The sequence below is a fragment of the Pseudomonas sp. R11F genome, assembly GCF_050312575.1.
GTDB classification, from domain to species: domain Bacteria; phylum Pseudomonadota; class Gammaproteobacteria; order Pseudomonadales; family Pseudomonadaceae; genus Aquipseudomonas; species Aquipseudomonas palleroniana.
In genome coordinates this window covers 18,563-31,019 of the sequence record NZ_JBNPJU010000004.1, presented here as the reverse complement: position 1 = coordinate 31,019, position 12,457 = coordinate 18,563, and the positions used below count along the sequence as shown (strand labels likewise).

General features: G+C 60.6%; 11 protein-coding genes. 4 read left to right on the top strand and 7 right to left on the bottom strand.

Going from position 1 to position 12,457, the window contains the following annotated elements:
* Nucleotides 1-47: 47 nt before the first annotated feature.
* The 4 genes from ACQRBV_RS00380 to ACQRBV_RS00365 all read left to right on the top strand — a co-directional run bounded on the left by ACQRBV_RS00380 (nucleotide 48) and on the right by ACQRBV_RS00365 (nucleotide 3,763).
* Nucleotides 48-524 (top strand): PaaI family thioesterase, encoded by a 477-nt coding sequence (locus ACQRBV_RS00380; RefSeq protein WP_060754512.1) that lies wholly within the window; start codon nucleotides 48-50, stop codon nucleotides 522-524.
* Nucleotides 521-973 carry a PaaI family thioesterase gene (locus ACQRBV_RS00375; RefSeq protein ID WP_090365954.1) on the top strand — a complete coding sequence of 151 codons (453 nt, stop codon included), beginning with the start codon at nucleotides 521-523 and terminating at the stop codon, nucleotides 971-973. Before ACQRBV_RS00380 ends, ACQRBV_RS00375 begins: the two co-directional genes overlap by 4 nt.
* A gap of 89 nt (nucleotides 974-1,062) precedes the next feature.
* A complete protein-coding gene (htpG, locus tag ACQRBV_RS00370; RefSeq protein ID WP_060754543.1) occupies nucleotides 1,063-2,967 on the top strand; it encodes a molecular chaperone HtpG in 1,905 nt (634 codons plus the stop codon).
* A gap of 67 nt (nucleotides 2,968-3,034) precedes the next feature.
* Complete coding sequence (locus ACQRBV_RS00365; protein ID WP_060754510.1) at nucleotides 3,035-3,763, top strand: dienelactone hydrolase family protein; 729 nt, start codon at nucleotides 3,035-3,037, stop codon at nucleotides 3,761-3,763.
* A gap of 61 nt (nucleotides 3,764-3,824) precedes the next feature.
* Here the strand turns inward: ACQRBV_RS00365 and ACQRBV_RS00360 are convergent, their stop codons facing one another.
* The 7 genes from ACQRBV_RS00360 to ACQRBV_RS00330 all read right to left on the bottom strand — a co-directional run bounded on the left by ACQRBV_RS00360 (nucleotide 3,825) and on the right by ACQRBV_RS00330 (nucleotide 12,318).
* A complete protein-coding gene (locus ACQRBV_RS00360; protein WP_411984559.1) occupies nucleotides 3,825-4,691 on the bottom strand; it encodes a pirin family protein in 867 nt (288 codons plus the stop codon).
* Between the two features lie 64 nt (nucleotides 4,692-4,755).
* On the bottom strand, nucleotides 4,756-5,172 hold the full coding sequence (locus tag ACQRBV_RS00355; RefSeq protein WP_090365950.1) for an OsmC family protein: 417 nt from the start codon (nucleotides 5,170-5,172) through the stop codon (nucleotides 4,756-4,758).
* 202 nt (nucleotides 5,173-5,374) lie between these two features.
* Complete coding sequence (gene fabB / locus ACQRBV_RS00350) at nucleotides 5,375-6,595, bottom strand: beta-ketoacyl-ACP synthase I (RefSeq protein ID WP_016979549.1); 1,221 nt, start codon at nucleotides 6,593-6,595, stop codon at nucleotides 5,375-5,377.
* Nucleotides 6,596-6,606: 11 nt separating this feature from the next.
* Nucleotides 6,607-7,122, bottom strand: a complete 516-nt coding sequence (fabA, locus tag ACQRBV_RS00345) for a 3-hydroxyacyl-[acyl-carrier-protein] dehydratase FabA (RefSeq protein WP_003210552.1) — start codon at nucleotides 7,120-7,122, stop codon at nucleotides 6,607-6,609.
* A 249-nt stretch (nucleotides 7,123-7,371) separates the two neighbouring features.
* The gene (locus ACQRBV_RS00340; RefSeq protein ID WP_060754507.1) at nucleotides 7,372-9,273 is read right to left on the bottom strand and encodes an ATP-binding protein; all 1,902 of its coding nucleotides are present in this window, start codon (nucleotides 9,271-9,273) and stop codon (nucleotides 7,372-7,374) included.
* Entirely contained in the window at nucleotides 9,270-10,196 is a 927-nt protein-coding gene (locus tag ACQRBV_RS00335) for an ABC transporter substrate-binding protein (RefSeq protein WP_411984560.1), read from the bottom strand. The genes ACQRBV_RS00340 and ACQRBV_RS00335 overlap by 4 nt, the downstream gene beginning before the upstream one ends.
* 1 nt (nucleotide 10,197) lies before the next feature.
* A complete protein-coding gene (locus ACQRBV_RS00330) occupies nucleotides 10,198-12,318 on the bottom strand; it encodes a TonB-dependent receptor plug domain-containing protein (protein WP_327194339.1) in 2,121 nt (706 codons plus the stop codon).
* Nucleotides 12,319-12,457 lie beyond the last annotated feature (139 nt).

The window sequence follows — 12,457 nt, the reverse complement described above, 5'->3', positions numbered from 1 at the left end:
CGCAGAGCTTCATCCGCCGTTTCCACACTAATAAGAGTCTGAAGCCAATGACCGAAAACCCTTTGTTAGCACGCGCTACCCGCTTTATTTCAGCGCTGCGCCATTGCCAAGTGCTCGGTGTAAGCGTGCATGCCGCCAGTGAGGAGGGCATGACCCTGATATTGCCCTACGGCTCACATATCGTCGGCGATCCGCGCACGGGCGTGATACACGGCGGCGCGCTCACATCCCTGATGGACACCGCCTGCGGCATGGCCACGCTGTGCGTATTGCCCGAATTCGAGGTGTGCCCGACGCTGGATCTGCGCGTTGACTACATGCATCCCGCCGAACCGCATAAACCGGTGTATGGCTTTGCCCAATGCTACCGGGTGACGACCGACGTGATTTTTACCCGTGGCTTCGCGTATCAGGATGACCCGCAGCAGCCGATCGCCCATGTGGTCGGCACCTTCATGCGCATGGGCAAACGCCTCAAGGGCACGCAAGGGCTGGGCAGCGCGATCAAGGGAGAGCAGGCATGACACACCGATTCAAGACGCGTATCGAACAGGCCCATGCGCGAGGTGATTACACGGCGTTGCTCGACCTGATCCCCTATGCCAAGTTGATCGGCATCGAATGCACGCGGTTGGGCGACGAGTTGCTGTTTCGCCTGCCGGCCAGCCAGGACAACATTGGTAACCCGATATTGCCGGCGCTGCACGGCGGGGTGATTGCCGGCTTCATGGAGCTGTCGGCGGCCTTGCATCTGTTGGTGTTCACGGGCGCGCCCGGTGTGCCGAAGATCATCGACTTTTCCCTGGATTACCTGCGCGCCGGCCAGTTTCGCGACACTTACGCCAAATGCCAGGTATGGCGCCAGGGCCGGCGGGTGGCGAATGTGGCGGTCACGGCCTGGCAAAGCACAGCGGCGGAGCCGATTGCCACCGCTCGGGCACATTTCAAGATCGAGGAGGTGGAGCGCTCTTGAAATCCTGGTCTTAGTCCCCAACTTTGATGACAACCCGCCGCCAACCCTCAAGGGCGCGGCCACTGCCATCCAATTGGAGTTTGATGACCATGAGTGTGGAAACTCAAAAGGAAACCCTGGGCTTCCAGACCGAGGTGAAGCAACTGCTGCACCTCATGATCCATTCGCTGTATTCCAACAAGGAAATCTTCCTTCGCGAATTGATCTCGAACGCCTCTGACGCTGTCGACAAATTACGTTTCGAAGCCCTGTCCAAGCCTGAATTGATGGAAGGTGGCGCCGAACTGAAAATCCGTGTGAGCTTCGACAAGGACGCCAAGACCGTCACCCTCGAAGACAACGGCATCGGCATGAGCCGTGACGATGCGATCACCCACCTGGGCACCATCGCCAAATCCGGTACTGCCGACTTCATGAAGAACCTGTCGGGCGACCAGAAGAAGGATTCGCACCTGATCGGTCAGTTCGGCGTGGGCTTCTACTCGGCTTTCATCGTCGCCGACAAGGTTGAAGTGTTCAGCCGTCGCGCCGGTCTCGATGCGAGCGAAGGCGTGCACTGGGCTTCCAAAGGCGAAGGCGAGTTTGAAATCGCCACTATCGATAAAGCGGATCGCGGCACCCGCATTGTCTTGCACCTCAAGTCGGGTGAAGACGAGTTCGCTGACGGCTACCGCTTGCGCAACATCATCAAGAAGTACTCCGACCACATCGCTCTGCCGATCGAGTTGCCGAAAGAACAAGCGGCTGTCGAAGGTGAAGAGAAGCCTGCCCAGGAATGGGAAGTGGTCAACCGTGCCAGCGCCCTGTGGACTCGTCCTCGCACCGAAGTGAAGGACGAGGAATACCAAGAGTTCTACAAGCACATCGCCCACGATTACGAGAACCCGCTGAGCTGGAGCCACAACAAGGTCGAAGGCAAGCTGGAATACAGCTCGTTGCTCTACGTGCCGGCCCGTGCTCCGTTCGACCTGTACCAGCGTGAAGCGCCTAAAGGCCTCAAGCTCTACGTGCAGCGCGTGTTCGTCATGGATCAGGCGGAGTCCTTCCTGCCACTGTACCTGCGCTTCATCAAAGGCGTGGTCGATTCCAACGACCTGTCGCTGAACGTATCGCGGGAAATCCTGCAGAAAGACCCGATCATCGATTCCATGAAGTCGGCGCTGACCAAGCGTGTCCTCGACATGCTGGAAAAACTGGCGAAGAACGAGCCTGAGCAATACAAAGGTTTCTGGAAAAATTTCGGCCAGGTCATGAAAGAAGGCCCGGCTGAAGATTTCGCCAACAAGGAAAAAATCGCCGGCCTGCTGCGCTTTGCCTCCACCCAGGGTGAAGACGGCGAGCAGGTGGTGTCCCTGGCCGAGTACCTGGCACGCGCCAAGGAAGGCCAGGACAAGATCTACTACCTGACCGGCGAAACCTACGCCCAGGTCAAGAACAGCCCGCACCTGGAAGTCTTCCGCAAGAAAGGCATCGAAGTGTTGCTGCTGACCGACCGTATCGATGAGTGGCTGATGAGCTACCTCAGCGAGTTCGACGGCAAGACCTTCGTCGACGTCGCTCGTGGTGACCTGGACCTGGGTAACCTGGACTCCGAAGAAGAGAAGAAAGAGGCCGAGGAAGTCGCCAAGGCCAAGGAAGGGCTGGTTGAGCGGATCAAGGCTGCCCTGGGCGATACCGTCAGCGAAGTACGGGTTTCCCATCGTCTGACCGACTCCCCGGCGATTCTGGCCATCGGCGAGCAGGACCTGGGCCTGCAGATGCGTCAGATCCTCGAGGCCAGCGGCCAGAAGGTTCCGGATTCCAAGCCGATCTTCGAATTCAACCCGGCTCACCCGCTGATCGAGAAACTCGACGGCGAGCAGAGCGAAGAGCGCTTTGGCGACTTGTCGCACATCCTCTTCGATCAGGCGGCCCTGGCGGCTGGCGACAGCTTGAAAGACCCGGCGGCCTATGTCCGTCGACTGAACAAGTTGCTGGTTGAACTGTCGGTTTAACACCGTTGTAGAAAAACCCGCTTCGGCGGGTTTTTTCGTTCTACTGCACCTCAAACTGGAGTAAATGATGAGCCAAGTCACTGTGCGTTCCGTGGTCTATCAGATTGATGGCCAGTCTTATGAAAGCCGCCTGGCATTCGATGCCAGCCATAAGGGGCCGTTGCCGGGCCTGCTGATGGCGCCGAACTGGATGGGGGTGAGTGCGGGTGCCGAAGAAATCGCCAAGCGTGTCGCCGGCCAGGGCTACGTGGTGCTGGTTGCCGACCTGTATGGGCAAAGCGTGCGCCCCTCGAACGGCGATGAGGCTGGTGCGGCGATGATGCCTTTGAAGAATGATCGCCCGCTGCTGAACAAGCGCATGCAGGCGGCCCTTGAGCAACTGAAAGGGCAGACGGAAGCCGCGGTGGATACGTCGAAACTGGCGACTTTCGGTTTCTGCTTCGGTGGTTGCTGCTCCCTGGAGCTGGCCCGCACGGGTGCGCCTTTGAAGGCGGCCGTGTCGTTCCACGGCACCCTCGATACGCCGAACCCAGCGGATGCGAAGAACATCAAGGGCTCGGTATTGGTGTTGCACGGTGCATCTGACCCATTGGTGCCGAAAGAGCAGCTACCCGCGTTCGAAGATGAAATGAACGCGGCCGGCGTGGATTGGCAGCTGTTGAGCTACGGCGGCGCGGTGCATTCTTTCACCGACCCTCACGCCAACGTACCGGGCAAGATGATGTACGACGCGAAGACCGCTGCCCGGGCTTTCCAGTCGATGCATAACTTGCTGGACGAAGTGTTCCAGCGGTAAAGCTGCAGGGCTGTTCCGACCTCATCGGGGGTAAGTCGAGCCATCGCACCGCCCCCGATGCCTACCTCACCGGCAATTCAATTCTCTCCGACTCCCCTGGCACCGTCGGCCAATCCCCGGCCGCCCAGCGCTGTCGAGCCTGTTCGATCCTCAAAGGATCACTCGCCACAAAATTCCAATTGATCCGTCGCGGTCCATCCAGCGGCGCGCCGCCAAACACCACCAGGTGGCAATCGGTTTCGGCAGACAATGTCATCTGCTGACCGCTCGGCAACACCACCAGGCTGTGCACTTCCAGCGGTTCGTCGTCGAGCTTTGCATCACCTTCCAGCACATACACCGCCCGTTCTTCGTGTTCATCCGGGATCAGCAAGGTGGTGGCCGTCTGCATCCGTACTTCGGCATACAGGGTTGGCGACAAGACGGGAACCGGCGAGTCGAGGCAGAAACCGCTGCCGGCGATCAGGCGGATCTGTACGCCGAGGTTATCGCTCAACGGCAGGCTCGCGGCCGGGTGATGGCTGTAATGCCCCGGCCCGGTCTCGTGGTCCTTGGGCGAGGCCAGCCACACTTGCAGGCCATGCAGGCTGAACCCGCTGGCCTTGATTGCCTCGGGCGTACGCTCGACATGGGCAATTGCGCTGCCGGCGGTCATCCAACTGACATCGCCGGCCTGTACCACTTGATCCGAGCCCAGGCTGTCCTTGTGCTGCAAGGTGCCTTCAAACAGGTAGGTGAGGGTCGACAGTCCGATATGCGGGTGTTGGCGGATATTCATGCCGTTGCCCGGCGCATAGCGTGTGAGCAGCATATGGTCGAAAAACACAAAAGGCCCGACGCTGCGGCATTCGCGCGATGGCAGTGGACGCAGGATGGGTTGGCCTTCGACATCTTCGGGGCGAGGGTGGATCACGGTGAGGCGGGTCATGGTGCATCCCAGTCTGAGCGGGTTGGATGATGCTGAGCATAACCCGCTCGACGGGAAGTTGGGGCTATTGGCTGAAGGCGCCTTCCGATAGCCGGGTGTCAATGCTGATCTCGGCGGTGGTCATCAACTTGTGCACCGGGCAACGATCGGCCACGCGGTGCAGCTCCTCGCGTTGCGCGTCGGTGAGTACGCCCTTGAGCGTGAGTTTGACGTTGAGCTGGTATTTGCCCTTTTGCTCTTCACTGGCGTCGTGGGTGACTTCCACGGTGACGCCGGTGAGCGGGATGCCTTTTTTCTGCGCGTAAAGCTTGAGGGTCAGGGCTTTGCACGAGGCCAGGGCTGCGTCGAAATAATCATGTGGCGAGGGCGCCGAATCGTCGCCGCCCAGGCTTTTGGGCAAGTCGGTAAATAGCTCGTGGTTGTCGATGTTGAGGCTATGACGGAAGTTGTCGGTGTTCAGTGTGTTTACGATAACGGGCATGGCAAACCTCACAGGGTCGCAGGATGAAGGGCATGCAGTTATAGAACATCCTGGCACTTGAGTGTTCCAGGTTTTTTCGTGGCGGCTGGGTTTTGGTGTGCTGGCGCTGTCATCCGTGTTGGATGCCGAGTCACCCAGCGCCCGTCGCGCATAAAAAAGCCCCGAACCAGTCGGGGCTTTTCAGGTGATCAACCTGTGGGGCTTACTGGCCCTGCCAGCGTTTCAGTACCAGGGTGGCGTTGGTGCCACCGAAGCCGAAGCTGTTGCTCATCACGGTGTCGATCTTGGCGTTTTCAACGGTCTTGGTCAGGATCGGCATATCGGCGACGACCGGGTCGATCTCGTCGATGTTGGCCGAACCTGCCATGAAGTTGCCTTCCATCATCAGCAGGCAGTAGATCGCTTCGTGAACGCCGGCGGCGCCCAGGGAGTGACCGGACAGGCTCTTGGTGGAACTGATGGCCGGAGCCTTGTCGCCGAATACCGCACGTACGCCTTCCATTTCCTTGGCGTCGCCGACCGGAGTCGAAGTGCCGTGGGTGTTCAGGTAGTCGATTGGGGTATCAACGGTGGACATGGCCATCTGCATGCAACGGATGGCGCCTTCACCGCTTGGGGCAACCATGTCGTAGCCGTCGGAAGTGGCGCCGTAACCGACGATTTCCGCGTAGATCTTCGCACCACGGGCCAGAGCGTGTTCCAGCTCCTCGACCACCACCATGCCGCCACCGCCGGCGATGACGAAACCGTCACGCTTGGCGTCGTAGGCGCGGGAGGCTTTTTCCGGGGTTTCGTTGTACTGCGTGGACAGTGCGCCCATGGCGTCGAACAGGAACGACTGGCTCCAATGTTCTTCTTCACCGCCGCCGGCGAACACGATGTCCTGCTTGCCCAGCTGGATCTGCTCAACGGCAGTACCGATGCAATGAGCACTGGTGGCACAGGCGGAGGAGATCGAGTAGTTCACGCCCTTGATCTGGAACGGCGTGGCCAGGCAGGCGGAAACGGTGCTGCCCATGGTCCGCGTGACACGGTAAGGGCCAACGCGCTTGACGCCTTTTTCGCGCAGGATATCCAGCGCTTCCATCTGGTTCAGGGTCGATGCGCCGCCGGAGCCGGCGATCAGGCCGGTACGTACGTTGGACACCTGGTCTTCGCTCAGGCCGGAGTCGGCGATCGCGTCTTTCATGGCCAGGTAGGCGTAGGCGGCAGCGTGGCCGACGAAGCGATAGATCTTGCGATCGATCAGTTCTTCGAGGGGCAGGTCGATGGAGCCGGAAACCTGGCTACGCAGACCCATTTCGGCATATTCCGGGTTGAAGCGGATGCCAGGGCGACTTGCACGCAGGTTAGCGGTGACGGTCTCTTTGTCATTGCCCAGGCAAGAAACAATGCCCAGACCAGTGATAACGACGCGGCGCATGCGGATAACCCTTAAAAGTTGTCAGTGGAAGTGAATACGCCGACCCGAAGGCCTTCGGCAGTATAGATCTCGCGACCGTCGACAGTCACCGAACCGTCGGCGATGGCCAGGTTCAGCTTGCCCTTGAGGACGCGCTTGATTTGAATGTTGTAGGTGACTTTCTTGGCGGTCGGCAGGACCTGGCCAAAGAATTTCACTTCGCCCGAACCCAGGGCGCGACCGCGACCTGGCAGGCCTTGCCAGCCAAGGTAAAAACCGACCAGTTGCCACATGGCGTCGAGGCCCAGGCAGCCTGGCATGACCGGGTCACCTTCGAAGTGGCAGGCGAAGAACCAGAGGTCCGGGGTGATATCCAGCTCGGCGACCAATTCACCTTTGCCGTACTTGCCGCCTTCTTCGCTGATATGGGTGATGCGATCCACCATCAGCATGTTCGGGGCGGGCAGTTGCGCGTTACCTGGGCCGAACAGCTCACCGCGACTGCAGCGCAGCAGATCTTCCCGGGTAAAGGCGTTTTGTTTGGTCATGCGAGCTCCTCAATAATCCCATGCGGCAGGGTAGGGTCAATCTTCCCGAACCGAATGAAGCGTTCATGCCTCATAGCGGCAGCCTACACATAGACTATTGCGTTGTAGTGAAAGTCACAGCGTCAAGGCACTCAATGTACACTTGTTCACTGAAATTTTAAACCGGGCCTGTTTATCAGCCCGTTTGGGTGCCTAAGACTGCCGCACTTTCGTGTTTCACGCCAGTCGCAGTTGGCTGATGGCGCGGCGCTATTGCACCCAGCGCTGCAGGATTTGCTGCAAATCCGTGCGTTTGAATGGCTTGGCCAGGTAATCGTTCATTCCAGCTGCCAGGCAGGCTTCGCGGTCACCCTGCAAGGCATTGGCCGTCAGGGCGATGATCGGCAAGTCGGCGCAGCCGGGCAACTGGCGGATTTGTCGGGTCGCTTCGTAGCCGTCGATCAGCGGCAGGCGGCAGTCCATCAGGATGGCGGTGAAAATCAGGCTCTCGGCACTGCGGATCGCCTCGGCGCCGTCGGTGGCCAGGCTGACTTCAAAACCCAGGCTGCGCAGCATGGCTTCGACCACGGTGCGATTGACCGGGTTGTCTTCCACCAGCAGTACGTGTCGTCCATCACCGGCGCTGGTTTTGCCGTCGGCGTCGGGGGCTAGCGCCGGCAGGCTTTTCTGATCGATGGCCAATGGAATTTCCAGGGTAAACACCGAGCCTCGGCCTTCCTCGCTTTGGGCGCGCAACGTGCCCCCCATGCGTTCGGCCAGCGTGCGGGCGATGGGCAGCCCAAGACCGGTGCCGCCGTAACGTCTTGAAATGGAACTGTCGGCTTGCTGGAATGCGTTGAACATCATTTCCAGGCGCTCGGGGGAGATCCCGATACCGCTGTCGCGCACGGTGCAGGTGAACCACACCAGTTCATGATCAAGGGTTTGCCAATGCGGCTCGACGGTCACGGTGCCGTGTTCGGTGAATTTCAGCGCGTTGCCGATCAGGTTCACCAGAATTTGCCGGATACGCGTCGGGTCACCCCGCACCTGCAGTGAGTCCATGCCCAGGGGAATGGGCAGCTCCAGGGCCAGGCCGCGTTGCTGGGCGCTGTGCTGGAAAGCTTGGGCGCAGCTGCTGATCAGGTCCGCCAGGTTGAACGAGATATGTTCCAGCTCCAGCGCGGCGCGTTCGATGCGCGAGAAGTCGAGGATGTCGTTGATGACCTTGAGCAGATGTTCGGTGGACTCGGAGGCCAGCGCCGCATACTCGGTCTGCTCCTCGGTCATTTCGGTGGTTTCCAGCAGTTGCAGCATGCCCAGCACGCCGTTCATGGGCGTGCGCAATTCGTGGCTCATCATCGCCAGGAAGTCCGACTTGGCGTTGTTCGCGCGTTCGGCCTCTTCGCGGGTCTGGATCAACTGCGCCATCGCTTGTTCTTGTTCGCGGCTGGCCTGGTTGAGGCCTTCGGCGAGGTTGTTGATATGGCGTGACAGGTCGCCCAGCTCGGAATCATCGACAATCGGCAGGGGCGTCTTGTAGTCGCCTTGCTGGATGGCTTTGACCGCGTGGCCCATCGCGCTGATCGGCTGCGACAGGCTGGCGGCCAGGCGGCGCGCGAGCAGGAAGGTAAACAGCAGGGCGAAGAGGGCGAGGATGCCAGCCTTGAACAGGATCTCCTGCTGGCGCTGGCTGAAGGCATCGTTGGACATGCCGACGATCACCCGGCCAAGGTAATCCGCCCTTGGCGCCTTGGGTTCATTGAGGTTGTCCTGGAAAAAGTCCGTGCCCAGCTGGATATGCTGCAGGCGGATCGGCGCCTGGAACACCTTCACCGACAGTGAGCGGTCGTGTTTCTCGGTCGGTTGCTCAACGTACACCAGAATGTTTTCGGCGCTGTCCTGGATTTCCAGGAAGCGCACGTGGGGCGTGGCCAAGGTGGCGCGCAGCAGGCTCTCGAGCACGTCATTGTTGCCGGAAATCACCCCGTACTCGGTCGCCGGTGCGAGCTGGTTGGCGATCAGCTGGCCGGTATGGTCCAGTTCCTGGCGCAGGTCCTGGATACGCACGAAGGTAAAGAAACTGATCAACAGCAAGGTCAGCAACAAGGCCGGGCCCAGGGTGATGAGCTGGGTGCGGGTGTTGATATCCCAACGACGACGCAAGGTCATGGGCGTTTTTCTCCTTCGGCCAATCGGGCGGCGACGTCGGCTTCGTCAACCTGTTCGATGCCCAGTGAGCGCGCGACTTGCGGGTTGCCCACGACTTTGAAGTGTTCCGGGTACAACGAGCGTGGCCAGTTGGCCGGTGAATGGTCCAGCAGCCGGTCGAGCACATCGAGCCAGTCGGTCTGGTCGCTGTAGGTGCTGGCCAGGCTGCCGGCCTTGACGAAGCCGGCGTTGGGCCCCACCAGCGGCAATTGTTGGGCGTAGCTGCTGAGCAACAGGTTCTTCACGGTTTTCGGGTTGTACAGTTGCGGGTCGTCGAGCCCCAGCAGTACATCGCTGTTCTTGAACAGGTTTTGCAGTGGCCGGCTGTCATTGATGTTGTCCCAGCGCTGCGGCACGATTTCCAGGCCTATGGGCGCTGCGTATCGGGTCAATTCGGGTAGCAGGAACTCACTGTCGGTGCCGTAGAGCACGCCGATGCGGCGGGCCTGAGGCAAAATCTGCGCGATCAGGTGCAACTGGCGCTCCAAGGGTGGGTCGCTCCACAACAGGCTGATTTTGGCCGGGTGCGTGGTGCCCACGCGCTGCCGGGCTTGCAGGCGGCTGATACGCAGCACCAGGGTGGGCGGGCCCTGGGAGTCCTGCAGGCGCCAGTCGAGGCCGGGCAGGTCGAGCAGGATCAGGCGAGTGGCGGCGGGCAACTGGTTCGGTGCCGGCATGTCTTTGAGCGGGGTGAAGGTCACGTGGTCTTCGGGGCGTTGCCGTGCCAGGGCCTGGGCGAACGCTTGCACGCCGGCACCGTCTTCGGCGGCGGTGAGCAGGATGTCGGCGCTCCTGGCCTGCGTCGTCAACAGCAGGCACACCAGCAGCAGGCCGCGCCGCCACAGCCTTGAGAAGAAGGCGGTCATCCGTGACTGATCGGCCATGTCAGAATTCCAGCTCCGCGCTGAAGTAGAGGACATGACGACTGTCGTAGTTGTTATCGGCCCAGGTGGTGGGCTGGTTATCCAGGCGTTGTTGCAGCATGCCGGCCAGCTCCACGTTGGCTTTGCCAAGGGCAATGCGCTTGGCCACCCGCAGGTCGACCCGTTCGAAGCGATATTGGTTGAGTGCGTCGTCGCCATAGTAGAACAGCGCACTGGACCAGCCGTGGCCCCATTCACGCAGCCAGCCGGCCGAGCCGCTGTTACGTGCAGTTTGTGCCTTGTCCAACGGGTTGCTGGCGCTGGCATCGACATAAGCATAGGTGAGCCGCAGGCGGTCGGCGTTGCTCATGCGCCAATCGAACTGTGACTCGGCACCGGTGAACCGTGAGCTGTTGGCGTTGCTGGCAATGTATTGGTTGTTGCGCAGCGGTGAGCTGATCATGTCAGTGATTTCGTCGTAGAACAGTTTCACGTCGACATTCAGCCCGAGGTCGGCAAAGAAGCCGTTGTAGCCCAGCTCTCGCGAGCGCATCAACTCTTTATCGAGGTTGCCCGGGCCGCGCGTCACCACAAAATATTGCCCCGAATTCTGCCCGTAGGCCGGGGAGCTGAGGTTGGTGACGCGGTAGCTCCAATTGACGTTGTTCTCGAACATGTCCGGTGAGCGGATCGCTTCGGAATACACCGCTCGCAAGCCATGGCGCGGGTTGATCAGGTAGTTGACTGCTATTCGTGGCGTCAGTGAGTTGCCGCTCAAGTGGGTGTCTTCGTACATCGCCCCACCCTGCACCAGCCAGTGTTCGCTGGCGCGCCACTCCAGATGGCCGAACAGGCGCCAGGTGGTGTCGTCCAGGGTGCCATTGAAATAGGTGTCGGAGTCGGCGCGGTCGTAGCGGTAGTTCATACCGCTGACCAGGCGCAGGCTATCGGACAGGCTGAGGGTGTCCTGGATCTCCAGGTCGTAGCGGCTTTCTCGAGTACTTTGATCGATATCGCCGCAGACCGGGTCTTTGCCGCCGCTACCCCATTGCTGCAAGACCTGCTTGGCCAGGGCCTGTTCGGCGTCGCTGCCGGGCGGCAGGTTTTCCGGGGTGTAGGCGTTCATGTGCCGGGCCAGCAACTCGGCATAGTTGGGGTTGATTTGCCAGAGGCGGGTCAGCTCCGGGCTGAACGAGACCTTGGCATCACAGGCTTTCCAGACCTGCTGGCGGTCCCATTGCTGGGCCGAGCCTTGAACATACAAGCTGTGCTCGGGGTTGATATCGATGTTCCAGCGCAGCGAGGTGGCATAGTCCTTGGCGGTAACGTCGGAGTTCGTACCGCCTTCGGTAATCCCGGCAAATACCGGGCTGTAGGTATAAGGACGCTGGTTGGACCCTTCCTTGGCGTTCAATTGCCAGTCGATGCTCTGCTGCGCGTTCAAACTCTGGCTAACTGCCAGGCTGAAGCGACTGAGGCGCCGGCCGTCACGGCGATCGGCGCCGGCGGCATCGCTGTCAAACCCATCATCCTGTTGCCCGGACAGCGACAGGCGCAGGTCGCCGGTCTCCCATCCCGCGCCCTGGCTGGCGTAGAAATCGTTGATCCCGCGTGCGCCACGGATGACTTTGACCCGTGAGCCGTGGCTGTTGGCCGGTGACCTCGTGAGGATGTTGACCACCGCCATCAGCGCATTGGCGCCATAGCTGACGGTGTTGGGGCCGCGGAACACCTCGATGCGCTCGATGTCTTCCATGGCCACCGGAATATCGCTCCAGTCCACGGTGGCCAGGCCGGCGCGGTACACCGAGCGCCCGTCGATCAACACCTGCATGCGCCGTGCATCGCTGGCACTGGTGCCGTGATAGTTCACCGCCGCCTGGTTGCCGGTGGTGTAGCCAACCATCATCCCGGGCACCAGGCGCAGCAATTCGGCGATGTCCCGTGCGCCGCTGGCCTTGATCAACTCGCTGTCGATCACCGTCATGCTGCCGGGTACGGCGGCAGCGGATTGCTTGAGGCGTGTGGCGGTCAATACCTGCGGCAGCGGCTGGCCGTCCAGGAACAGATCGTCGGCCAGCGCGGGGGCGCTGCACAACAGCATCAACAACAGCGATGAGCGAGGAGGAGGGCCCAGATACACGGCGCGGCCTTGATAATGACGAATAGCCGCCCATGTTAACTGAGGTGGGGCCATTTGCCAGTCGTCGAACTTGCAATTACTTCACGTATATGTGGCATTTTCCGACAAGCATGGGAATTGACGCGGGGGCTGGCCGCAA

Coding starts and splice junctions, on each gene's coding strand:
- ACQRBV_RS00340 (WP_060754507.1), bottom strand. CDS start 9,273: ATGACCTTGCGTCGTCGTTGGGATATCAACACCCGCACCCAGCTCATC.
- htpG (WP_060754543.1), top strand. CDS start 1,063: ATGAGTGTGGAAACTCAAAAGGAAACCCTGGGCTTCCAGACCGAGGTG.
- ACQRBV_RS00360 (WP_411984559.1), bottom strand. CDS start 4,691: ATGACCCGCCTCACCGTGATCCACCCTCGCCCCGAAGATGTCGAAGGC.
- fabA (WP_003210552.1), bottom strand. CDS start 7,122: ATGACCAAACAAAACGCCTTTACCCGGGAAGATCTGCTGCGCTGCAGT.
- ACQRBV_RS00335 (WP_411984560.1), bottom strand. CDS start 10,196: ATGGCCGATCAGTCACGGATGACCGCCTTCTTCTCAAGGCTGTGGCGG.
- fabB (WP_016979549.1), bottom strand. CDS start 6,595: ATGCGCCGCGTCGTTATCACTGGTCTGGGCATTGTTTCTTGCCTGGGC.
- ACQRBV_RS00365 (WP_060754510.1), top strand. CDS start 3,035: ATGAGCCAAGTCACTGTGCGTTCCGTGGTCTATCAGATTGATGGCCAG.
- ACQRBV_RS00380 (WP_060754512.1), top strand. CDS start 48: ATGACCGAAAACCCTTTGTTAGCACGCGCTACCCGCTTTATTTCAGCG.
- ACQRBV_RS00375 (WP_090365954.1), top strand. CDS start 521: ATGACACACCGATTCAAGACGCGTATCGAACAGGCCCATGCGCGAGGT.
- ACQRBV_RS00355 (WP_090365950.1), bottom strand. CDS start 5,172: ATGCCCGTTATCGTAAACACACTGAACACCGACAACTTCCGTCATAGC.